The sequence below is a fragment of the Acidobacteriota bacterium genome (genome assembly GCA_035471785.1).
GTDB lineage: Bacteria > Acidobacteriota > UBA6911 > RPQK01 > DATIPO01 > JANQFM01.
The window spans coordinates 1-24535 of the sequence record DATIPQ010000115.1; the positions used below are offsets into that span (position 1 = coordinate 1).

Genomic DNA, 24535 nt, shown 5'->3' on the forward strand with positions numbered 1-24535 from the left:
GGTCAGGTCGCCGCCCACGGTTTCCACGAAGACCTCGTCGAGGATGGAGATGTGGGGGTGGCGTCCGCTGATGAAGTCCTCGCGGGCCACCGGGGTCCACTCGAAGTCGTGGGAGGGGGGGAAGGTGTGGTCGCGCTCGCCCCGGTTGTCGATATAGGAAACCTTGCCCTCGCGGTCCACGGCCCAGCGGAAGACGCGTACGTCTGAGGTCGATTCTCCGATCTGAAAGACGGCCAGCAGCTTGCTGCCCAGATTGCGCAGTTGCAGCAGGTGAGCGTCTTTGTAGTAGCGGTAGAGCTCGGCGAAGTCCTCCACGAAGCGGGGATCGCTGAGGAAGTTGTCGGAGTCTTCTGGAGAGAGCGCCTCGATGACGAAATCCTCACCGGACTCCTGGGCGGCGCGTCCGAAACGGTGCAGGGTGAGCACGTCCCGGACTTTGGTCTCCCGGCGCAGTCCGATGAAGACATTGTATCCGAAGAGCAGACGTGATCCCACGGCCACGATATCGCGGGGGACGCAGTTGTTCTCGGTGCGGATGCGCTCGTTGCCGACCAGCGACACTTCGCTGCTGCCGAACAGCTCGAGACGGCGCCGGTTGAGGTCTTCGGCCTTTTCACCCAGCGCCTTGGCCTGATCCATCAGGCGGTCGCGGATGATCTCGTATGTGCCCCGGTCAAGGTTAGCTTCGTTCATTGTGGGCTTGTTGTCGTCAAAATCCTTCGAACTTCGGACTCGTTCCGCAGTGGCCGCTGTTCGGCGGTTAAGTTCGAGGTTCGATAGGCGAAGTTCGAACTGCTATGGGGTACTGCCCCCTTCATTCCTCAAGATATTCGTAACTTGTCCAAACCCAGTTCGGAAGCACGTGCTTGCAGGGCCTTGATTTTTTCCTTGTCGGCCCCTTCCTGCAGCATCATCTTGGCCAGCAGGGCCGAGAGAGTGAGGTTGCCCAGGCCCTGGGCGTGCCGGGAGGCGCCCGCCAGCAGCGCCTTGAGGTCTTCGGAAAGATCCTTTTTGCCGCTGACGTAGTCTCCCAGCAGGGCTTGGGCGGTATTGGAGTTGTTGTAGAAGCCGTCCACCGACTTGCCTGAGGCGATGGAGTTGACCAGCTTGTCGAAGAAGACGCCGTCGCCGCCCACGATGTCGATGTCGGCGCTCTCCAAGGCCTCGGAGAGGACCTGGGCCTGTTTTTCGGCGATGTCGCGGCGGGCTCCGATGTCTTCCAGCGCGATGACGCGTTCGTTCTCGAGGCGCAGGCGGTATTCCTCGTGCTGGCGGGAAGCTTCGTCGAACTGACGCATGGCTTCGGCCTTCTCGGTGAGTCCGGCGGCTTCGGCCTTGAACTTCTCCTGGATGGCCACGGCCTCGGCCAGCCCCTTCTCTTTGAGGACGGCAGCCTGGGCGCGTCCCGAAGCGGCCTCTTCGGCCTCGACGCCTTCGGCCAGGCGGATCTTGGCGCGGGCCTCGCGGTCGGCGGCTTCGACCTCGGCGTCGGCCAGCGTGACGCGTTCCTTGGCCCGGTGGACGGAGGCTTGTTCGGCGGCTTCGGCGGCCTTGATGTCTTTGACCAGGTTCTCCTGGGCTTCGGCTTCAGCGGCGATGACCTTGGCCTGCCGCTCGCGCTCGGCCTCTTCCACGCGGCGCAGCTTCTTGATGGCTTCCTCTTCCTCGGCCACGGTGCGTTCCACCGCCACCCGCTCACGAATGACCTCGGCGATGGACTTCTTCTCGACTTCGACTTCCTTGTCTTTGGCGATGCGGTTGAGTTCGGTTTCGCGCTCGCGAACGATGACCTCCAACTGGCGGTCCTTCTCGATGCGCTCCTCTTCCACCGCGATCACGCGCAGGCGGTTCTTCTCGGCCACTTCCACCTGGCGCTGCTTGTTCTCCTCCTGGACGGCGATGTCTTCGTCGCTCTTGATGCGGGCCGTTTCCGAGCGCAGCCGCTCTTCTTCCTGGACCTTCTTGGTTTCAGCCTCTTCGCGGGCCCGCATGGTGGCGATCTCGCGGTCCTTCTTGGCTTCGGCGTCGGCGCGCTGGCGCTCCAGCTCGAAGATGGCCTCGTCGGCCTCAACGTTCTGCTTGGTGATGAGCTTGCGCTCGTTGTTCTGGAACTCGTTGGTATGGACGTGCTCGGTCGTGGTGAGCTGGGTGATCTTGCGGATACCCTGGGCGTCCAGGATGTTGTCTTCGTCAAGCGAACTCAGAGGCGTCTGCTCCAGGAAGTCGATGGCGGCGTCTTCCAGCACGTAGCCGTTGAGGTCGCGTCCGATGACGCGGATGATCTGGTCGCGGAATTCGTCGCGCTTGGTGTAGAGGTCGATGAAGTCGAGCTGCTTTCCGACCGTCTTGAGAGCCTCGGAAAACTTGGCGTTGAAGAGCTCTTCCAGAGTGACCTTGTCGGAAGCCCGCACGCAACCGATGCTCTGGGCCACTTTGGTGACGTCCTCCTTGGTCTTGTTGACGCGCACGAAGAAGGTGACCTTGATGTCGGCGCGGATATTGTCGCCGCAGATCAAGCCCTCCTTGCCCCGGCGGTCGATCTCGATGGTTTTGACCGAGATGTCCATGACCTCGGGCTTGTGGATGATGGGGATGACGAATCCGCCGGTGAAGTAGATCTTGGGTTCCGGCCGCCCCAGTCCGCCCACGATCAGGGCCTTGCCCTGTTCCACCTTGCGGAAGAGGCGGACGAAGAGCATCATGATGCCCATAAAAATGATCAGTCCCGCAAATCCCAGGACGATAAAGAATTCCATGGTTGTCTCGCTTCCGTGTTGACTTAACGTTGACCCAGCCGCGCCTCTCCCGCCAGGCTGTCCTCAAGAGGAACCACTTTGAAGGCCTGCTTGCGGGGATCGTAATCGAAGATCAGGGCCTTGTCTCCGCGCTTCATCTCGTTGTCTTCGGCGCAGCGCACCTGCACCAGCAATCCGGCCGCGCTGTCGTCGATTTCGCCTTGGCCGAACTCGGCGTCGACACTGCTGGTCGTGATGGTGCAGACCGAGCCGACCAAACTGGAGTGGGTGCGGGCGTCGGGGGTGGTGAAAAAGCGCCTCATGGGACGCACCGTCAGGATGGTGGCCAGCGTCCCCAGGCCCGCCGAGGAGACCAGAACCAGCCCGGCCGTCAAGGTGCCTCCCAACACCCAGGCTGGGTCGTCGACCAGTTGCATGCCCAAGTAGCTGATCATCCAGCCGAAGAGGGCCAAGAAGCTAAACGAGATGAGAATGGGAACGCCGCTGATTCCCAAGGCGTCCAGGAACCCGCCCGAGGCGGCATCGGCAGCATCGGCGGCATCTCCAGCAGAGGCGACGTCGGCGGCCGATGCGGCGTCCACAGCGTCCACGGCATCCACTGCATCCAAAGCTTCCAACGATTCCAGGGCGCCTTCGGCCCCGTCCAGGCCCATCAGGGAGTCGAAGAGGTCCAGATCGAGAGCGCCCAAAATGACCGTCAACCAGTAGAGCAGGCAGAGCCCCAACAGTCCGCTGAAGATCACCGTGGGAAAGGCCAGTATCTCGCTGAGAAACTCGGACATGACGGCAACTCCCTGCAGGTTTAACGATGGCGGCTACCAAACACCTCACTGCCATGAGCAGGAAAGCTTGGTGTCCGACCGGATTCTACGCCACCTAAAGGAGATTATTCACTGCCGGCCCTTGCTTGCAAATCTTTTCTTCAGCCGCCGGGAGCGTAGCGCATGTCCAGACGCCTGCGGCTGCCCACGGTCTTGCGCACCAGTTGATCGAAAAAGGGCCGGCTGCGGGTCAGGCGGGGACCGATCCAGGGGTCCTCGGCCAGCACTTCGACGGCGACCGCAGTTCCTTCAGCTTCCATGGCCTCTTCGATCTTGCGGGCCAACCTGCGGGGCCATGCTTCCTGGCGCCGCAACGTCTCCCAGGCAGCGTTTTCTATCTGCCTGACGCGCTCGGCGCTCAAGTTCAATTCCCGCGCGGTTTCTTGCAGCGTCAGAGCACGGCTGCGTCCGGCTCCCATGCGCAACCGCATCAGGCGGGCCGTGCGCTGGGGAAGGCGCTCGAGGGATGCGCAAAAGGACTCCTGGAGGGTCGATTCGACTTGCAGGTCGCTGGTGGAGAGGGGCCACCCCGGACCCAGCTCGACCAGGCGTCCGACCTGCTCCCAGAGCATCTGCTCGCCCACCGAATCGAATCCCGGCTGGAGGTCGCGGGCCGGCTCGGAAAGAGCCTGGGCGAAGGTCTTCCAGCGGCAACGCCGGGCCCGGCGCACCAGTGGAAGGGGAGCTACCGATTCCACCATCCTGCGGCACAAGACCCAGGAAGGCACCAGCCGGAGGGCGGTGGCGGGATGCCAGTCGGGAGCCGGCAAGACGCCGCCGGCCAAGCGAAAAAGGTCGTGCTCGAGCCCGGGCCACTCAGCAGTCTCCGCGCCCTGAAGCAGTTCCCGCTTCTCCTCGGCCATGGCCGGGTACTCTCTCAGATGGAGTAGTGACTCCAGAGGAGGTTCTGCGGTTTTTTCGTGCACTGTCAGTGCAGGTCGAGGAGCAAAAAAATCAGCGGGGCGGGAAGCGGACGACATGGTCGGGGCGACATCGCCTCCACCCTGGGCGGCGGACTCGCTGCCTGGAGAGTCGTCACGGACCGCGCTCGGCTCCTTCGTCTCCTGCTCGGAGGCTTCCTCGGACAAAGCCAGCAGGTGACGTCGAAGTTGACGCAGGTCAACGCACTGCAGCGCCTTCTGGGCCAGATGTCCCAGCAGACGTATCCAGCGGCCGCCGGCCTTGCGGCGCAGAAAGATTTTGCGGCAGGCTCGCTGGGGCCGGCTGGCCACCTCCTCGCTCAGTTCCATGAGCAAGCTGTCCAGCCCGGCGTCGAACTCGCCTTTAAGCCAATCGACGGCCCGCATCAACTCCATTTCGGAGTGACTGCCGTAGCCGGCTCGGCTGAGCCGCCATTCCCGGCCCCGTCGCAACAGCTCTCCCACCGTCAGGCATTGGGATCGCCGCAGGACGCCGGCCAAACGTTCGCCCAGAGACAGGTCTCTCCAAGCCACCTGGTCCATCAGACTTTCTCTAGAAGTGCATATTTTCGTCATAAAAAGCAACTATAAGACAGTAGATGGTGAAAGTAAAGGGGCAATATGGCCAAATCGAGGGACTGAAGCGAAAAAGAAATAAAGGCGTCTCTTATCAGAGAGCAGGAATTCGGTTAACATTTTAGAGCGGGAGGGACGGAAGATTGTCCCTCTCTCTTTATTTATGGAAGCAATGAGTGAAGCGGCCAACGTGCTGGAAAGCGAGCCGACGACACAAGCAGGATTGGAACGGGTCGTGGCCCGCTGGGGCGGCCAGCGGCCCGGCCCGATGATGATATGCGTCACGGCGCTGCACGGAAATGAACCGGCAGGTTTGCGGGCCTCTCGGCGGGTGGGGGAAGCCTTGCGAAGCCGCCAGGTGGAAATGCGCGGGGAATTCATCGCCCTGGCCGGAAATCTGCAGGCGCTGGCTGAAAGAAAGCGCTACATCCGGGAAGATCTCAATCGCATCTGGTGGCCGGAGCGCATCGAGGCCTTGCGCCACGTCCGCCGTTCTCTGATGGACGAAGAGCGCGAAATGATGGAGTTGCTGGCCGAGTTGGAGCACTGCATCGAGCGGGCTCAGGGCCCCGTTTTCATCTTCGATCTGCACACCACGTCGGCTGACGGCGTCCCCTTTGCCGCCATCGAAGACACGCTGCCCATCCGCCAACTGGCCTTCCGCTTTCCGGTTCCCGTGATTCTGGGAATCGAAGAGGAAATCGGGGGCGCCCTCATGGAGTACCTTAACGGGCGCGGCTACCGCTGCCTCACTTTTGAAGGCGGGCAACACCTCAGCGAAGGGGCCGTCGACAACCACGAGTCGCTGATCTGGATCGCCCTCAACCTGTGCGGACTCATCGACGGCGGACGCCAGGAAGTCCGCCGCCATGTGGAGCGCCTGGTCTGCGAATGCGGCGACACCCCCTGCGCCTTCGAAATCCGTTACCGCCACGGCATCGGTCCCCAGGATCACTTCGTGATGCTGCCGGGCAAGAGCAACTTCCAGCAGGTCGAAAAGGGAGAGGTGGTCGCCCACGACAGCCGGGGAGAAGTTAGCGCCCCGATGAAGGGACGCCTCGTCATGCCCCTCTACCAGCAGCAGGGCGAGGACGGCTTCTTCCTGGGACGCGAATTCAACCCGATCTGGCTCAGGGTTTCGGCCTGGCTCAGGCGCATGAGGCTGGGGCGCATCGCCCATTGGATGCCCGGCGTCAAGTGCCATCCCGAAGAGCGCAAGCGGCGGGCCGGCTGGATGATCGTGAATCCCGGAATCGCCCGCTGGTTCGCGGTGGAAGTCTTTCACCTTCTGGGCTACCGCCGCCATCCCCCCGAAGGCAAATACCTGGTCTTCAGCCGCCGTTCCTACGACCTCTAGCCCAGCTCACGGCTAGGCAGAATTCTTGGACCCTCAGCCGGGACGGAAGGGGGGAATCTCATCCTCAGGGCGGAAAACGGCGCGGGGCGTTTTAGCGTTGCGGCGATAGAGGCTCTCGATCATTCGCGAAAGCTCATCGCGTTGGAAGCTTTCCGAAACGGCCGCGACCTTTCCGTCGGGCCCGATCAAGAAAGCCGAGGGCACGAAGTCGATGCCGAAGGCATTGCTGACCGGGTAGGGGTCGTCATCGACCAGCACGGGACTGCCCAAACCGAGTTCCTCCACCATTTCCTCGGCCACCCAGGGAAGTTCCTGCAAGACCACCACCATCTGGCCCTTCTCGCCCGAGGCCTCGAGGCCGGCCGGATCGAGGAGGGGCAGCGTCCAGCGGCAGGTCGGGCAGGACTCTTTCGCGAAGACCAGCATGACGGGTCCCCGCGCCAACTGCTCACTCAGATCGAAGGGTTGCCGACCCCGTAAAGGACTCAGTTTGAAGTGCGGCGCCCGGTCTCCTATCTTCAGCATCACTCAGCCGAGACGCAATCGCCGCCGCTTTCGTTTCCCTTGGCGGGCGGATGAGCCGCTTCGGACATCGGTGGAAGCGTGCTCAAGCACGATCATTGACACTCGCAACGGCACCGCTTATAGTGCCGGTGCGATGGAAAGACAAGGTTTCCCCTCCCAACAATCCGCCGTCGATTTTCAAACCCTCGAAGCCATGGCCAACCGCCTGCGGCGTCACTCTCTAGAGACGACGGCCCGCTCCAAGTCAGGGCATCCCACCACCTGCATGTCCAGCGCGGATCTGGTGGCGGCCCTCTTCTTCCGCTATCTGCGCTTCGACCTGAAGAAGCCCAAGGACCGGCGCAACGACCGCTTCGTCCTCTCTAAAGGGCACGCAGCGCCTTTGCTGTGGGCCGTTTTGGCCGAGGCGGGGGCCTTTCCGGTCGAGCACCTGAAGACCCTGCGGCTGATCGACAGCGACCTGGAAGGGCATCCGACGCCTCGCAACAAGTGGGTCGACGTCGCCACCGGGTCGTTGGGACAAGGGTTGTCAGTAGGTGTGGGCATGGCCCTCTCCAGCCGGCTGGACGGCATCGACAACAAGATCTACGTCCTGATGGGCGATGGAGAGGTGGCGGAGGGAGCGGTTTGGGAAGCGGCTTCTCTGGCCTCCTACCGCAACCTCGACAACCTGATCGGCATTCTCGACGTGAACGGGCTGGGACAAAGCCAGCGCACCATGTTCGGGCACGACACCGATCTCTACTGCCGCCGCTTCGAGGCCTTCGGATGGGAGACTCGGGCCATAGACGGTCACGACATGGAAGAGATCGACGATGCGCTGCGCTGGGCCCTGCAAGCCGATGGAAGCCCGCGTCTGATCGTAGCCCGCACCTTCAAGGGCGCCGGAGTGTCTTTCCTCAGCGACGCCGAAGGACGGCACGGCGTCCCGGTCACCGATCCCCAAGAGCTGGCCAAGGCTGTGGCGGAATTAGACGACGATCCCGGGAGGGATTTCGGCCTGACCATCGCCGCGCCCGACAAAGGCGGATCAGCCGGACCCCAGGGCTTTGCCCGCCAAATGGAAGGTCCGGGCTACGGACCCGATGACAAGATCGCCACCCGCGGCGCCTACGGAATCGGACTGCGCAAGCTGGGCGCCGCCCATCCCGAGGTGGTGGCGCTGGACGGGGACACCAAGAACTCCACCTATTCGCAGGACTTTCTCAAGGCCTATCCGGAACGGTTTTTCGAGTGCTACATCGCCGAGCAGAACATGGTGGGCGCCGCCACCGGATTTGCCGCTTTGGGCAAGATCCCCTTCAGTTCGACCTTCGCCGCCTTTCTCACCCGCGCCTACGACCAAATCCGCATGGGCGCGGTATCGCGGGCCAACATGAAGATCTGCGGCTCCCACGCCGGCGCCTCCATCGGCGAGGACGGGCCCTCCCAAATGGGGCTGGAAGACCTGGCCATGATGCGGGCCATAGCCGGCTCCACCGTGCTCTATCCCAGCGACGGCGTGTGCGCCGAGAACTGCGTCCGCCTGGCGGCCGAAAGGGAGGGCATCGTCTACATCCGCACCACCCGTCCCAAGACGCCGCTGCTCTATCCCAACGACGAGGATTTTTGGGTGGGCGGCAGCAAGGTGTTGCGTTCCAGCGACAACGACCAGGCCACCCTGGTGGCCGCCGGCATCACCCTGCACGAGTCGCTGGCCGCCTATGAGGACCTGAAGAAGGCGGGCATCGCGGTGCGCGTGATCGACCTCTACAGCGTCAAGCCGGTGGACGGCGAAACGCTGCGCCAGGCGGCCCGCGAGACCGGCGTCGTGATCACGGTCGAAGACCACTACCCCGCCGGCGGACTGGGCGATGCCGTACTCGACGCCATCGCCAACGAAAACGTCCGCTACCGCAAGCTGGCCGTCAGCGGACTGCCCCGCTCCGGCGCACCCGACGCCCTGCTGGACGAGTTCGGCATCTCCCGCAAACGCATCGTGGAAGCCGTCCGCGAGTTTGTCTAACGCTTTCAGACTTCCTGCCCCGGCCTGCTCAATGGGCGATGCAATAGAGATACTTCTCGCCTCGGAGGTAGAGTTCCCGGCCCACCGCCACCGGGGAGGCGCTGAAGCTGTCTTGGAGACGATTGACAGCGAGCAACTCCGGCTCGTCGCCGTGCGAGAGGACGAGTCCGGTTCCCGCCCGGTCCACCACGTAGACTCGCCCGTCGGCTCCTATCGGCGATGCGAAGACCATGCGAATACCGGAGAGGCGAAGGGGTCCCGGACTGTCCTCCCCAGTCCTGGCGTTGACGCGGGTCATCACGCCCTGGAAATGGTAGTGGTAATAGAGCGAGTCCCCGTAGAGCAGCGGCGAAGGCACGTAGGGGGCTCCTCTGGGGCGGTTCCAAAGCACGCGGTCACTGCCGCTAATGTCTCCCTTGGCGCCTTCGTAGCGGATGGCCATCATGCTCCGGCGGTCGTAGCTGCTGCCGGCGTAGACGATTCCGTTGCCGGCCACGGGCGTGGCCACCACGTTCTCGACCGACATTCCGCCGCATTCCCAGACGAGCAGGCCGGTGGCCAACTCGTAACCGGTCACGCGGTCTGAACCGCTGACAATCACCTGCGCTTTCCCGCCGTCATCCACAATCAGGGGAGTGGACCAGGAGGAGGACTTTACGTCCCGCTTGGTCCGCCATCGTTCCTTTCCCGTCCGCTTGTCGAAAGCCACAAGGAACGACTCACCCTCATGATCCCAGTTGACGACCAGGGTGTCGCCGTGCAGGGCGGGGGAGCTTCCTTCGCCGTGGGCATGAAGCGGATGCATGGTGCCCAGATCGACCTCCCATTTGAGGTTGCCGTTCAAGTCCAGACAGTAGAGGCCCCAGGACCCGAAAGAGGCAAACAGCAGCTCGCCGTCGGTCACGGGCGAGGCGGAGGCCAGGCTGGCGGTGATGTGACCGCCTTCATGGGGAAGCTCTTCCCGCACGGTCCGCTGCCAGAGGACTTCTCCGTTCTGCCGCTGCAGCGCCATGACGATGAACTTGTAGCGTTGCGTAACGGGGACTTGATCATGAGCGTTCTTGGCGTCGACCGGCACCGGCTCCTGTTCCTCCCCGAAAGGCACGGCCGTGGTCAGAAAGATACGGTCACCCCAGATGACGGGCGTCGAGTGCCCTTTGCCCGGCAGGGCGATCTTCCAGCGAACGTTCTTGTCCTCGCCCCACTCGATCGGCGGGTCCGCCTCGGGCGCGACCCCGGTGCCCAGCGGCCCGCGCCATTGAGGCCAGTAGCCGTCTGCTGCTGCGGGCTCTGCGACCTCTTCCACAGCCAGCGCGACCATCAATAACAGGACAGCGACTCCAACCGGGATGGAAAGATATTTCATTATTGTCCCTTCGTCGGACGTCCCAGACGAGCCGACGTTTGCCACCCGCACCTTCCAGATCACATTTTAGGGGATTGGAGGAGCGGCTTCCACAGCAGGCGGTCTTCAACAGCCCGTGGAGAACGGAGGCGTGGGTGAACTCACTGTATGGCACCTGACAATCACTTTGCCTCGGCAGTAGGTCGGGATGAAAAAGCGATGCCGGAATACATCCGCCGTCAAGAGGCGGAGGACCGGCGCCAGGACTGGGAGACAGCTCCTCTGTCGAGTGCGCAGCCCACTCCGTCGTCAGACTTCAATCGGATCGGGTGCGCAACGTTACGCGCCGGAGGCGACTCTTGTGATCATACTCGTATAGCCAGCTAAGGCGTTTTCCGTTAGAGACTCGGACGAGCCGCCCTAATCCGTCATAGTCAAAAATGAGGTCAAGTCCCTCTCCCCGCACTGATCGCAGAAGCTTGAAAGCATGATCCTTTCGCCAGTATTCGAGCCCTGCATGCCAGCCATTGAAATCACGAACCGTAGTGAGCCGCCCACCATCGAACGACATGGAAGCGCTGCCTTTATCGCTGATGAATTGAACTTTTGAGAGACGCTTAAGGGAGTCGAACTCCCAGACTTGTTGGCTTCCTCCAGGGAACTCGATCCTCTTGGGAAGCCCCTCGTCGCCCCGAGCGATGTGAAGTCGGCTGCGGTTGCTCTCGACTGTTGAGAGCCCAAACTGGTCGTATTGAAACGTGGCGGTGAGCCCGGAGTGGTCTGATATTTTGTGTGTGCGATAACCTGATGGCTCGATCGAGAGTTGCAGCCAGCGGGTCAGCCGAGCGCGATCCTGTCCCGGGGCCGCAAAGAGCACCCCTTGGAGACGACGATCGCGGCCATAGTTGAAAAAGACTTCGGTATTGTTGGCTGCCAAAGAGCTGGGGCGCCCATCCGACAGAAACTCGTAGCGCAGGAACGGCATGGTTTCCCTACTAAACTCCAGCGACTCCCCGCTAGGATCGCGGGTGATCTCCGTCTTGGAACTCTTGCCCCGAAGCCATGAACAACTTCCGTCTCCATCGCAACCCAGTTCCTGAAAGCCGCCCTGAGGCGTTTTCATTCGCAGTGTGACCGCCCCATTGTTCCTTCGCCAGAGGTAACGCGCCCCCTCTTGGCCGACATATTCCAGTGGTCGCCAGGCTCGGTCGTAGTAAGCTCGCTCCAAGACCTGGTCAGTCTCGGGCGAGTAGACTTGCAGAGTCAGGCCGGACTGATCACGCCGCAGAGAGTAGATTCGCTTGGATCCATCCGGAAGGATTTCCTCGGTCAACTGTGCACGCGAGTTATAGACAAAACGGTGCCCGGCTGAATCATCGGTTGTGACCGTCGCGACCAGGCGGTTCTTGTATTGGTATCGGGTTTCGCCGTCATCTCTCCGCACCAGTTCCAGGAGGCTATCGGCATATCGGTATTTGGTGCGCCTGCCGCTTGACTCGACGCTGGTCAGCAGTCCTTGCGAGTCGTAGTCGAAATCGATCCGATCCAGGCGCTTTCCATCGACGTAGACGCCGATTTCCGTCAGACGACCGCGCTGGCCGTAAGAGAAGACGACCATCGACTCCGGGTCTGCCTGGGCCGCGAGGCGCCCATGCTTGTCAAAGTGCCAGTGTCGTCCGTCGCGAAGAAAAACAACTTGGGTCGTCTCACCGGTAACGGGATGCGAACCCGCTCCCAGGGCCAGGAAGGGAGAGTCGCTTTGGGAGGGAACCAATAAGTGAGTGCCCACCTGACCAACCTGTCCGGTCCGGTAAAAAGTCGCGAGTACCGAGTCAAGCGGAGAGCTCAGGCGGTAGCCTGTCTGGATGATCATCTGCCCCCCTTTTTCCGCCGCAATCCTCGGTCGCTTCTCTAGGAAGGGGAAGTCGAACGTCCACGGGCCAGCCCCGAAAACGCCCCGGGGCGCGAAAAAGGAATTGTAGTGTCTCCGAAGTTCGAAGCGCAGCCTGGGTCCGGCCAGGGGAATCGACAGATCAGTCTCAGTCAGCCGCAGCGGCAACGGTGCGGCTGCACTTGTGCCCGGCCACCAAACCGCCGTGTCGTCTCCAGGGCTGGTCTCCCGGAGCAGCGTCCCGGGGTCGGGTCTACCTTCCAGCGCCGACCTCAGGCCTGACTCCAGGTGCGCCAGATCGGGATCTGCAGGCCGTGACATGTTCATCTTTTTCCGAGCCGAGAGGCTCACGCCCCCGAAAACCCGGATGGCACGACCGGTGCCGTCAGCCAGCAAGACCGGCTCAGTTTCCACCTCCAGGGAGGGAGTGGTCCCTGGAACCGGTACTGGGGTCAGCTCATGCTGGAGCATCCATGCAGGCAGGGGAGTCCCGAGGGCGTGAAGATATTCGGCCGCTGCCGACAGTACGGCCAACCGCTTCAACTCGGCGAAGAGGGGGACCGGTTGGGTCCGTCCTGCGGCGGCTGGGGGCAGCAGCAGCGCCTCCGCTGAAATCTCGTCATAACGCTTCGTGAACCAGCGCGAAAAGGAGGCCGCTCCAGGAGACGAAGCCCGGTTCTCAGCGGGCGCCAGTTTGCCCGCCTGCAGCACCATCGTCTGGGTTTGCACTCCCAGGCGCACCTCAAAGCGAGTCGTGGCTCCGGACAAGGAACGAAAGCTTCGCACTTCGGCCGGACGAATCCAAAAACGTTCCCAGATCTCGCCGCCTGCGTGCGAGTCGGCTCTCAACAGGTTTCGATAGTCTCGGATCCTGGTCGTGATCTTGCGGCGAGTCAGATTGTCTTTGCCAAGACTATACGATTTCATCAACCGGTCAGCGTGAAACAGAACCCAGCCGACATAGGTGTTCTTGAGCTCGTCGGGCAGTCTGACCAGCATTCGTGGTCCTCGGGGGTTCTCGGGATCAGGGTCAATGGAGACAAAAGGAGCCTCGCCCGTCCGATAGACGCACCGAAACACCGCGACAAGATCGTCGACGGTCAGCGAGGGAAGCGCGAACTCGGACGACTTGCCGAGAAGCATCACCGCTCCGCTCTCGGGATCGACGCTGATGCCCCTGAGATCTCCTAGTCCTTCCATAAGGTTTCCCGTACTTCGGAGATAGATGCCGCCTATATCGGACGGTTCCAGCCGGCTTCCAGCCCCTGCCGGTTCAACTCGTGTGATTCCGTTCGAGGTTAGGACGCGATAGCTTTCGTTGATCCTTCGTGTCCGGACCGAAGATGTCGAAGCGGGATCAAAGTAGGAGCCCAAGGGAAAGTGATGCATCATGAAACGCTCAAGGAAGCTGGTAGCGGGAGTCGATGAGTGCAGATGTTCGCTGAAGCTGCCGAAATCGGTCTCAAGTCGGACGGCGCGTCGATGTTCAATACTCCCGGCCTGCCACCATTGAGGCGCCACCGTCGATATGCTGTCGGAATAGCGGAGACGACCTCCCATTAACGACCCCGTGCCATGCCAGCCAAAGGGAGTTCGAGAAATTGGATAGTGAGGAGGGTTGATGAGCATCGCCGAGATGCCGGCGTTTCTAAGAACCTCGGTCGTTACTTGCACGCTATCTGTCAACATGCCGAAAAGCGTAGAAGCGGCAGCATAGCGGCGGTTTGCCAGATTCGACATGTGCCGACTCGCGGGGCCAAGCCCCCGATGGGCGCGATATAGGTCGGCGGCATTCAGCGAAACCTCGCTGAAATTCCGCCAAGTTTCTCCTTCTAATTCAAGCAGATAGGATGTCGCTACCTGGGTCGTAGCCGAGCCCACGGCGTTTTCCGCTCCAGTTGTTTCCTTGAGCCGTTGGAGCAGACGCTCGCGGATCATCCGCTGGGTTGCGTACTCTTGGCGCCGAACCAACTCGGCCCAGTCGTGAATGCCGGCGAATGCCGGTAGGGGGAAGCGACCCGACCGGTCCAGGTAGTTGACCGGATCCGCGCCCGCGTAGAGATAGCGGGAATCGTGGGGGGAGCCGAGGGGAACGCGGTGGACTGGATCCGGCTGCAGAAACCTGCCCACACCCGGCACGTAACTGCGTTCGGGGGTCACGTAGAAGAGACCACTCGGGTCGTAAAAGAGGCCTGCAAAACCGGGCGTGAGAAACTCTTCGAGGCCTGATTCCGCCTCAGGCAGGCCAAACGGAGTGAACCGAGAGGGATCTCCCACCTTGCCGCTACCGGAAACCCGGTAACGGGCTGAACCCAGGTGATCGGGCAAGAAATAGGTGACCTCGTCGGCAACGACCCGGGCCAGCGGCACATCGCCGTCCCAGAGGTAGTATGCTTTTCTGCCGTCCTCGCCCTCTTCCATCAGCGGGCGCCAAACCTCATCTCCCGCCAACGTGAGATATCGGCGGGTCTTGCCCCCAGCGATTCGCGTGGCGAGATTTCCATCGCCATCATAGGCGTATTCTACCTCGCGCCCCTGGAAACTCATCCGCACGAGCCGACTCGACTGGTCAAAGGCAAAGGTCTGGTCGGCGCGATATGCAATCACATTCCCGGCCTCGTCGTGTTGAACTTGGAATCCGTTCCACTCGACCAAGCGGCCCGCCCAATCGTGAGATCCCTTAGCGAAAGGCCTCTTAGGGCCGGCTACACTGATCAGATTACCGGCTGAATCGTAGTCGTATCGCGTGGCGCCGTCCTGATCCGAGTCGACCAAGATCAGGCGTTTCAGCTCATCGTAGCCATATCGGATGGTGTGCTTCCCCCTGAAACGATCCCATTCCTCGATCTTCTCGATCCTCCCATCGGGCTGATACTGATACTGAAAGTCGGCGATGATCGCATTCTCAGCGTCGACGTGGGTCAGTTTGCGAAGTCGATTGTCGTTATCGAAGTTCCATATGGTGCGGACTCCGTTGGGCAAGGTACGAACGACTTGGCCTTGGGCGGTGGAGTAACGGTATTGCAGTCGGCCAATCGATGTTCGGCGCTCGGAAAGGCGTCCCAGAAAATCGTAGATGTTCTCAGCGGAAAAGCTCTCGCCGACCGTCAACCGCCGGACCCGACCCAGAGAATCGTATTGCAGGCCGATCCGACCGAGCCCCGCGCGCCTGACGCTGGCGAGTCGGTCGAATTCGTCGTACCCGTAAACAACCTTCCCGATGGCGTCGCGCATCTCCGAGCGGCGCCCGGCCGGGTCGACTTCCCATTCCACCGCAGGCCCCGAGTTGTTGGTTACGCGAATCACCTGACCACCCGGCTCGATAGACCGGTGGTCAGCCTTTAAAGTCCGACCGCCGGGAGAGCGAATCTCGGACAGGTTCCCTTGACGGTCGTAGCTGTAGTTCCACACCAGCTCTTCGCTCTTTGGCACCTCGCCGAGGGTTTCCTGATCAAAGTCACTGATCCGACATGCCGGCAGGAGGCTCATGCCGGCAATGATCAGTTTTGCCGTCAAAACATTAACTTTACTGAACATCTCATTCTCCTCCGTGATCATCTCGACGATTCCGGCTTTGCTCCGGCCTCCTTGCCAGGACGCTGTCACCTTGGGGGGCCGGCAATTGCGAGGTGGGTGTCGAAAGCTTTCAGTTCTGCGCCCAAGCGGGAAAAGATCAGGCTCCAAAACGCTTCCAAGTGCCTCCGGCTGCTCTTCGGAGCGGCATCTCCCGCGAAGTAGGCGCGCACGATGCAGTAGATCTCGACCCCCTGCAAGACATTAGGCTCCCAATCGTGGCAAGCGAGCAGTTCACCGGCCAATTGCTCCAGGTTGCCGGAATGGACCGCGGTTCGCTCCAGGTTCACACAAGTATCGGAGCTTTCCAGCATGTCTGAGAAAAGGACAATCCGGGTTGGGCGGTGCCGGGAGTCCGGCTTGTAGCTATCGATCAAGCCCAGGACCGAGGTGCTAGCCACCTTGGCGTCCGAGTCCAAGACATCCTCAAAGACACGCTCTGCCTTCGTTCGCAACGCTGCCAAGGCCCTTTGATAGCCCAACTGCGCGGTAATGCCGGCGTCCAGGGAGAGGGAAGGAAGCTCTTCGATCAAGAGCGCGGGCGCTTCTGAGGTGCGGTCGTGAATGGCGTAAATCTCCAAGCGGTCGCCGGGTCCCAGCCGGGGGAAGAAGTCCTTGCGGAAAATGCCCGGCCACGAGGCTTTTTGTTTGCTCGGCGTCGAGCCAGTCTGGTCGACATAGACTCGATAACGATGACCCAATTCGGGCGGCAACTCCGTTGGCGGGCGGCATCCGATCATCGAAATCAGTAGTCCAGCCGACATTACTTTTGTCAGTGAGGCCATGAGTATTCCTCCTTGATGAGCGGGCGTCCCCCGCGAACATCACATCAGCAAACTGTATCTATTGCTTCTATCTGGACTAGACCGCAAATCTCGCAGAAGTCGGCAAAATACTTTCCAGACATGGCCCGCGGGACGGGCTAGGACCGCCCGTGGAGGGTAAAGGCGGCCCAATAGTGAGGCTCAGCGGCCAGCGCGTCTTGGGCGATTAATTCCAGTTGTGCCTTCCGCAGCGACTCGCCGACATCGCGTTTTTCTCGGACATGGTAATGGTAAAAGCGCACCAGCAATTCAATGCTAGGTCGTTCCAGTACGCCCCACAAGGTCATCACGACGGACGGCGAGCGACTCAAGAAGGCTCGGCTCAGACTCATAACGCCCTCGCCCCTAACCGTGGGTCCCCGGCCCGTGTCGCAGGCCGAAAGTACAACCACCTGCGGCTCCCAGGCCTGATCCCAGACTTCGAATACCTGAAAAAGGCCATCCTCGCCGCCGTCTCCTGCTTCCGGCAGGGGGAAAATCAGGCGGGAGTAATCTGGGCTGCGGTCGTCCGCCACGCCGTGCACGGAAATATGCAGATGAGTAGCGCGGTGAACGTCGAGGTGTTGTTTCAAATTAGATTCGCGTACTTTAGGACCAACAAGGGGTGTAAACCCCCAGTCCGTGCCTTCCAGGGTTTGTTTCAGCCGCTTTACTTCCTCACGACCGTGTTGAAACCTGGGCAAACGCCATCTCCCGCCGGACTGGAAGGGATCGGTGTCCGTATCGGGGTAGTCTGGGTCGGCGAATACCGTCAAGTGAGGAGAGGAGGTTGGCCGCGGACGACTGGAGAGCGTGTCCAGGACGGCGGCTGAGGGTGTCGTCTGGACCTCGAACCTCTTGACGAGAAAGGGCCAATCTTGATAGGGGAGCTGTTGAATCGCCGCTGCCGCCCCGTCAGTCAACAGGGCTTGAAACGCTAAGCGGTGCAGCTCTGCGTCCGGCACCACGATGAGCCGGGTCTTGCCTTGGAGGAACTTCGCCGCCGGCTCGACCAGAATGTCGAAGACTGATCGGCCAAAAAGCGCATAGGCCCCTCGGCGGCTCCGCCCACCGTGGCGAAGAGCTTCAAAGAACAGCTTTTCTTGTTGGCGGATCGCTTGGCGATCATTCAATTCGAGGACCGTAAAATCTTCTTGCGTGACCACGAACAAGTAAGCTGCGTCGAAACCGAGAAAATACTCCAACAAGGCGGAGTGTTCGTCCAGGAGCCGTTCTCTGACCTGAGACAAAGGCAACTCGGGCTCGGCCATATGAAGAGTGTCCCGAGTCCAAGTCTTCTCATCCAACTCGTGCCGCTCCAGGTGAAGTCCCCTCAGCTTTTCCTGTAATTCCCGGACGCCATCGGCCGAGCTGTCATCGCTGCGCGCCCGAAAGAGTTCAACCTGTGCCGCTGCGATCTGTTCTTGGATTCTTCGGCGCCGATCCAGCGGGGAGGGAACCCGTTGCCGCAGACGATCCGCTGCGGGCTGCCGGAGAATCTCGTAAAGGCTTCGCGCGCGAGCTTCTTCACTCGTCTTCCAAATTTTGCCATCGCGCGCCGGAGACCGGGGTTGCTCGATCAAGATCTTCAGGTAAGTTTCGTAGAATTCCCGCGTTGTCGCGGTATAAGCCGCGCGAAGCGACGGTCCCGGTATTTCGTGTCGGATCGATTCCCGGATATCGATCGCCGCCCGAGCCATCTCCTCGGCGTGCAGGAATTGGTTCCGCCGGTGGTGGACTCTGGCCAGTCCCAGAAAGGAAAGGGCTCGTCCGGTGAGGTTGTCCCCTTGTTCTTGCCGGAGGAGCTGTCTGAACCGCTCCTCGGCTGCATCCAGCATGTCCAGTTTCAGGTAGGCGTGGCCGATGACCGGGTGGGTCCAGAGAGCGAGCTTGAGTCGGGAACCCGCTAGTTTTCGCCAACTCTCCTCAGCCTCCAAGAGCGTCTCCAGCGCGCGCTGGAAACGTTTTTTTTCCAGCAGCAGTGTGCCCTTGAAAAGAAGGGCTTCTCCCTCGAGTATGGATTGGGGCAAAACCTCTCTGACCCGCTCCAGATGGCTTTCGATTCGGGCGAGAAGCTGATCTGATTTCACCTGAAAGTCTTTCTGTTCGGGGCTCAGATGACTGAGTTCGATTTTGATCTGGTCAGCTTCTTCGATGATTCCTGTAGGAAGAGAGGCGGTGCAGTCCTCTTGGAGCCGGGCCAGGGCCTGTTCATATTCCTCGACCCTTTCCGGCGCGCGCAGGGCGCCGTAAGCCAGCATGATCTGTCCCAAGGTCCGCTTCTCCATCTCGCAGTCGCCTGCCTCGGAGAAACTTTCGCGGGCCTCGTGCAGCAGCTTCAGGCCTCTGCTCACGTCGGTCATCAGAAGAACCGTGCCGAGACCGAACCGAATGATCGCATAAAGGGAAAGATCCTTGTCCTTGTCAGCGAGCAACAATGCCTTCTCAAAAGGTTCGACTGCCTGCTGGGGCGCAAACCTCCCAAAAGCAATGGAACCCAGCAGTTGAAACATGTATGCCTGTTCATAGCGGTTTCCCAGTTCGGTCCAAAGCCTCAGGGCGGCTTGAGCGGACTGTTCCGAGCGGTCAAGCTGGCTGAGGGTGAATGCCAGCCTGGCGAGCCAGCTCAAGTTTTGCGCCCTTTCGACCGGCTCTTGAAGCTGAAGCCACATTTTTTCGGCTTCCAGGGCCACTTCGACCGCCTCGGCGTGCTTCTCCTCTTCTCGCTCCAGCCGCAGGGATTCCTGGGTCAGGTGTGCCGCCTTGGTCAGTTGCCCGAATCGGCTCAGGGTATCCGGTTCGGTTTGAATCTTGCCGACAGTCAGCCGAAATTGGGTCTCCCCTTGGGACGGTGCCGATTTGGCATTGATCGTGATCTCGTGACCACCGGTCGCATCGGCGACCCACCAGACTTGTTCCTTCATCTGATGGCGGTCCGCTCGATCGCTTGCCTGAACCTGTCCTGATGGGCTGGCGACGGTGAGGACGAGATCAGTTCCCAACTGCTCCAGTATCAGATGCACCGCCTCCCCGGCTTGCATCTCCAGACGATAATTTCGCCCCTCCGCCCCGACCTCTCCCTCCACGGTTTGGTCGGGCTGTAGCATGGGTGGCTGGGCGAGAATGCCGCAAGCAGCCAGAGCATGCACTAACCCAGCCGCTGCCAGCACAGCATTTGCCCGCCTGATCGCGGCGGCCTTGATGATCTTGCGACATTTCATGGCTTCCTCCCTACCTGGCCCGCGAGAATCCTATGGAACAACTGCAAAAGGGAATCGAGCGACAATCTCACCGTTCTGCGACACGATCACCCAGTAGTCTCCCGGTGAAAGCGATGCTTCCTCGAAGATAACCCATCCCGACCCGTTCTGGTCCAGGACGAGAGGCTTCTTGTAGTAGGTTCGCCGCTCCTCCCGGTCTCGGACCGCCACGTCGAACGACGCTGCCTCGCCGGTCAGGGTAAGTCCATTCAGGAGCACAACCGCCGATACGTCAGTCGGTATCTGAGTAATCCGCACCTGGGGATCTCGCCGCACGAAGTCGGCTGGAAAAAGGTCGTAAACTTGTGCTCCCGCTCGGATCGCCGGCGGGGTGACCGACGGCCAGCTAAGCACGGCGATGCCCAGGGCAAAGCCCAACACGAGTGCTGCGGCGATCGGAAGGGCGCGATGCCAGTACTTAGGCCCGGACTCAACGACCGCTGCCGGTTGCTTGATCCGCCCGGACTTCTCCCGGCAGGCGGGGCAGGCATCGAGATGGGCCGCGATGCGGCCGGCCTCAACCGCAGACAGTTCGCCCTCGTAATAAAGGATCAAATCCGCCTTTCCCACATGGGCGTTTGTGGGCGGTGTGTGAAGCTGCTGTGCCGGTTGAAGACGGTCTAAGGCGGCCTCGGCTTTGGCTATCCAGACATCCGCCTCCTCGCTGTCCCCTTTCTCCAAATAAAGGCCCGCCAGCTCATTGATTGCGGCCAAGTAGTCTTCGCCCCTATCGCTCGTTCCTTCGCGCAGTTGCGCGGCTTCGCGCTGCAACTCGAGGGCGCCGTCGATATCCTGCCGCCGCCGCCGCAAGCGGCTCCAAGCCTCGAGCGCCAGGATGGACTGGCGCCGCCGTCCCTTCGAATGGCGCAGATGTTCCACCAGGGCTTCTACCCGGCTTTCCGCCGAAGGATCTTGACGGGCCTTTTCCTCCAGTCTTTCGACCGCCAAGCGCGCGAACTCGTCCGTATCGGAAAGCGCGTCCGCCGCCTTCGCTTCAATGGCGCGCTGACGGCAGTCGTCACAATCCCTGAGATGTTTTTCGACGATCTCCTCACGGTCCGGCGCGATACGCTTTTCAAGCCAAGCGATCAACTCCCGCGCTTCGATATGTTCACCAGACAGCGATTCTTCCATTTCTCCTGACTCCATTCCCTAATCCGCGGCCAAGCGTAAATCTCGCACTTGTCGGGGAGGTCCTCCTCATGTGGGCCGCGTTATTCGAGCAGATCCCTCAGCGCATGTCTCATAAAGACCTCCTTGACCTTGGATTCCGAGCTCTTGAGCCACTGCTTCACCTGTTCCTCCAAATCGTCGTCCTCCAGGTAATGATTCAGAGTCGTTTCCCCGACCGTACTGGAAGCCCTCTCTGACTGACTAAGTTGCTTCCTCAGCCACTCCGCTTTCTGCTTCACGCCTTGCACCTTCGAGCTTGACCCATCCGAATCCTCCATTTCCTTGATGAAACTCTGATAGATGGCTCGAAGGGTACGTGAATTCATCTGGATGATCTGCTCTCTGCCTTTATCGAGGACTTGGTGGTGCAGGTATACCAGAACCCGGTGAGGAGGTTCGCGGGCCTCCCCCAATGCTGCGACCAATTGTTCCGGATTGCGACGCATGATCCGCGCGGCGGCTAGTACTTCACGTAGCCCTTTCCTGATCTGAAACCGCAGCTTAGCTATCGCGTCCGCAGTTCCATAGGTGGAATTCCCAAGCTCAGTATGGGCGGCTTCCTCCAACGACTCCCTCAATCTCGCCGCCGCCTGAACCTGTTTCCCGAATCCGTGGATTTCCAGTTCGCCGCAAAGTGTGTCGGTCATATCACCGAAGGTGCTGCTTCCAAACTCCTCCAGCAATTCGCCGGGCTTTTTCCCCATCAACACGGTCAGCATGAAAATCAGCACCCTTTCTGGTCTGCGCGCGGCGGTCAGGATCAGCTCAAGCACCATTTCGAGATTCTCGTTGGCTCGTTGCCGCGACTCGTCAATGATGATTTTGCGCAAAGAGTCGGGGTCGTCAGCAGGATAGTCTTCCAACTCCTCCTTGGGGTGGCGCACCGCCCAATAGCGGATGCAGGCCCACTTAGCCTGCGCTTTCACAAAGTGGGCGAAGTTGCCCTTCTCCGGGTCAAGCCTTCCGAAGACCAGGAGATAAATATCATTGGTCAGGTCTTCCTTGTCCTGGGCGGGTATCCTGCGTGCGTTCAAGATCTTGGCGATGCTGTCGCTGGTCTCTTCCCGGATGTAGTCCATCGCGTCTGTACGCTTTTCTTTGCACAGGCGGGCTACAAATCGATCGAATCCGTCTTTGGCCTCAAAAGAGTCCAAATACTCTTGTAGAAGAGGATCCGGAACATTCGGAAACTTGCGAGATTTTTTATGGGCCATCGTCTTCCACGAATCAAGTGCTCCACCTTAGCCACCAGAAGAACGCACCGGCCTGCATCAACTTGCCTGCGACCTTGCGGGGACCAAGGCGTCCGCACCATCTCAACTCAAAAGAAACAAGGGGCTCAAGATACAATAACTATAAAAGAGGTATACGCAGTTTTCAAGAAGCGGTCCTCTCGGGCCAACCGGGATCAAGCCAGACCGCCAATTTCGTTTCGGCGATGCGATGTTTGACCCAAAACGGAGATATGAGAGCGATGCAGGACCTTAGCAACATGCCAGAGGGAGAGGAGCAAAAGCCATGATCCGTTTTGAAATTGACAGTCGAGTGGCCGATTCAAATGACCTGATCAAATCCCTGGACCTGCCCCCTAGCGACGAGCTTCGAGAGGTCATCGAAAGCAAGATCGCTTCCGAAACCAAGGGCATCAGTGATGCGATCTACACCCACCACCGCCAGCGCTTAGCGGAGGAAGAAGCCGAGAAAACCTTCGCGGAAAAGCAACTTGAACAGTGTCGCAATTTCCTCGCTGAGCTGCGTGGAGTCCTGCAGGGCAAACCGGTCGGAATCGACCGCTTGGTGAGCGGCTCTCTGCTGTTGGCAGGTCTTGGCGTATGCCTGTACGCTGAATGGCTGCTGAACATCCAGGCCATTGGCTTCCTGTTCGATCTAGAACGCCAGCAGGCCGCAGTTCTGGGGCTGGCCGCCACTGCAACGATACTCTACCTGAAAATCGCGCTGGGGCGACTGGTGGAAGAGCCATGGAGGCGCTCCCTGGCTAGCGACGGTCCTCCCGGACCACGCCGCCGCATGGTCGCTGTGACTCTCGTCGTTACGGTGGGAAATCTCGTCTTTCTAGGGCTCATGGGTGAAACTCGAGCAATTTTTTTTCGGGTACTGGGAAACATCGAAAAGGGCGTGTTGGAGGGAGGGGCACTCATCAGCTCCGCCACTCTTGCGCTCGCCCTCACCCTGAGCCTCCTTCTCGCGATCAATGGAGCTTACTTTTACTTGGAAGCCAGGTCCGAAATCACAACATTTTTTCGACGTGCCTCTGCCCGGTGGGGCGCTTGGCGAGCCGAATGTCATGCCAGGCGTCTCGAAAAGCAGTGCCTGGCCATCCAAAAGCGCATTGATCGGACCCGTCTTGACCTAGACAGCTCGGTCGCGGACACCACCGCCGAAAACTATCGGCAGGCAAGGGTTTTTCAACTCGTCCAAGCAATCCAGCGGCTGCAGACGCTCTCGAGCAAAGCCTCTTTTCGGGAACTCTCTGATCACCTTCTCAAGAGCCGTCTCAGCCAGCTCACGGAACGAGTGCATTGATCTTGAAGGCTCTTAAGATGCCAGAAAGCGGACGGGTCCGGGCCTGCTGCGGCTTTACGGGGGAGGCGAAGAAACCGACTACCTCGGCGCAATTAATCGTTCGAGGGAACCGGGGTGCAAGACGCGTGGAGTCAGGGCCTTCAGCCGAGAGTTCAGAGTCCGGCAGATACTGAAGTGGCCGAAAAACACCGAAAAAAACATGGAGGACTTTGTAAATGCTTCTCAACTTCCGTCGGAATAGGCTTCCCCGCGAGATCCAAGACTGCCTAGACTTCGCGGCTGAGCTGGGCGCGCAAACCGGCGCTCTAGAACTGCCGCTGGAGAAAGGGCAAGACTTGCTGGCCTCCATTTGCCAGCTCAGGATCCGCACTGTGCTCAAGTCGAAAACGGATTCGATGGACAGAAAAACAGAGCGCTTGCGTTCAGAGCTCTGGGCACTGACTGCCTCACGCGCTAGTCCCTCGTCATCCGGGCGTTCCCCGACTCTGTGGATCAACGCCGCCGCCGTCGTGGTACTGGCAGGCCTGGGCGCCCACTTGATAACGGACCTTCAATGGCAGAAAACGGCAATGCTGGCTGTGGCTGCTTTTGTGGTTGCGCTGAACTGGCCCGGCTTGAAGAGCCTACCCCGCCGCATCGGTGACAGTATCCGATTCAAGCTTCTTGAGCGGAGACTCCGAAAATTCGAGGAGAAGAAGCTTCGCGCGGAAGCCGAATACCTCGAAGGTGAAGAGCTCTTTGGCCGGGTTCACGAGCTTGCTGTCCGTGTCTTTGAATTGAACCGGCTGAAAGCATCCCAGGCCTTCCAGGCCTCGGGTATCCGGCTCCCCGTTTTGACGCAACATCCGGATGGCGAGACCTAATGGCGCGTCCGCCCCCGCCTCCCGAGAGGAGGGTGCCGTGAAAAAACAATCGCAGTTCTCCCAAGCAACATCTAGCTTAATGCATGACCTGGCCGCCGCAGATGTTGATGGACTGGCCGGTGA

15 protein-coding genes are annotated in these 24535 nt (G+C 60.4%); 4 read left to right on the top strand and 11 right to left on the bottom strand.

Annotated features, from left to right (window positions below):
- The 4 genes from VLU25_17110 to VLU25_17125 all read right to left on the bottom strand — a co-directional run.
- Positions 1-693 (bottom strand): DNA repair ATPase (locus VLU25_17110; protein ID HSR69654.1); only part of this gene is annotated, 693 nt, incomplete at its 3' end.
- 128 nt (positions 694-821) lie between these two features.
- A complete protein-coding gene (locus VLU25_17115) occupies positions 822-2756 on the bottom strand; it encodes an SPFH domain-containing protein (GenBank protein HSR69655.1) in 1935 nt (644 codons plus the stop codon).
- 23 nt (positions 2757-2779) lie between these two features.
- Entirely contained in the window at positions 2780-3538 is a 759-nt protein-coding gene (locus tag VLU25_17120; GenBank protein HSR69656.1) for a hypothetical protein, read from the bottom strand.
- Positions 3539-3678: 140 nt separating this feature from the next.
- A complete protein-coding gene (locus tag VLU25_17125; GenBank protein ID HSR69657.1) occupies positions 3679-5040 on the bottom strand; it encodes a sigma factor-like helix-turn-helix DNA-binding protein in 1362 nt (453 codons plus the stop codon).
- 205 nt (positions 5041-5245) lie between these two features.
- Between VLU25_17125 and VLU25_17130 the strand changes: the two genes are divergently transcribed.
- Positions 5246-6430, top strand: a complete 1185-nt coding sequence (locus VLU25_17130; protein ID HSR69658.1) for a succinylglutamate desuccinylase/aspartoacylase family protein — start codon at positions 5246-5248, stop codon at positions 6428-6430.
- 33 nt (positions 6431-6463) lie between these two features.
- On the opposite strand, the gene VLU25_17135 is transcribed toward VLU25_17130, so the two are convergent.
- The gene (locus tag VLU25_17135; GenBank protein ID HSR69659.1) at positions 6464-6955 is read right to left on the bottom strand and encodes a redoxin domain-containing protein; all 492 of its coding nucleotides are present in this window, start codon (positions 6953-6955) and stop codon (positions 6464-6466) included.
- Between the two features lie 133 nt (positions 6956-7088).
- Between VLU25_17135 and VLU25_17140 the strand changes: the two genes are divergently transcribed.
- Entirely contained in the window at positions 7089-8960 is a 1872-nt protein-coding gene (locus VLU25_17140) for a transketolase (GenBank protein ID HSR69660.1), read from the top strand.
- A 28-nt stretch (positions 8961-8988) separates the two neighbouring features.
- On the opposite strand, the gene VLU25_17145 is transcribed toward VLU25_17140, so the two are convergent.
- From VLU25_17145 to VLU25_17170, 6 genes are all read right to left on the bottom strand, one after another.
- Entirely contained in the window at positions 8989-10326 is a 1338-nt protein-coding gene (locus tag VLU25_17145; protein ID HSR69661.1) for a PQQ-binding-like beta-propeller repeat protein, read from the bottom strand.
- Positions 10327-10621: 295 nt separating this feature from the next.
- Complete coding sequence (locus tag VLU25_17150; GenBank protein HSR69662.1) at positions 10622-15733, bottom strand: RHS repeat-associated core domain-containing protein; 5112 nt, start codon at positions 15731-15733, stop codon at positions 10622-10624.
- 65 nt (positions 15734-15798) lie between these two features.
- Positions 15799-16554, bottom strand: a complete 756-nt coding sequence (locus VLU25_17155) for a hypothetical protein (protein HSR69663.1) — start codon at positions 16552-16554, stop codon at positions 15799-15801.
- 137 nt (positions 16555-16691) lie between these two features.
- Entirely contained in the window at positions 16692-19793 is a 3102-nt protein-coding gene (locus VLU25_17160) for a CHAT domain-containing tetratricopeptide repeat protein (protein ID HSR69664.1), read from the bottom strand.
- A gap of 30 nt (positions 19794-19823) precedes the next feature.
- The gene (locus tag VLU25_17165) at positions 19824-20966 is read right to left on the bottom strand and encodes a zf-HC2 domain-containing protein (GenBank protein HSR69665.1); all 1143 of its coding nucleotides are present in this window, start codon (positions 20964-20966) and stop codon (positions 19824-19826) included.
- Between the two features lie 80 nt (positions 20967-21046).
- Positions 21047-22219, bottom strand: coding sequence for a hypothetical protein (locus tag VLU25_17170; GenBank protein HSR69666.1), 1173 nt, complete (start codon positions 22217-22219; stop codon positions 21047-21049).
- 304 nt (positions 22220-22523) lie between these two features.
- Between VLU25_17170 and VLU25_17175 the strand changes: the two genes are divergently transcribed.
- Positions 22524-23549 (top strand): hypothetical protein, encoded by a 1026-nt coding sequence (locus VLU25_17175; protein HSR69667.1) that lies wholly within the window; start codon positions 22524-22526, stop codon positions 23547-23549.
- A 215-nt stretch (positions 23550-23764) separates the two neighbouring features.
- Positions 23765-24412, top strand: coding sequence for a hypothetical protein (locus VLU25_17180; GenBank protein HSR69668.1), 648 nt, complete (start codon positions 23765-23767; stop codon positions 24410-24412).
- The last annotated feature ends 123 nt before the right edge of the window (positions 24413-24535 follow it).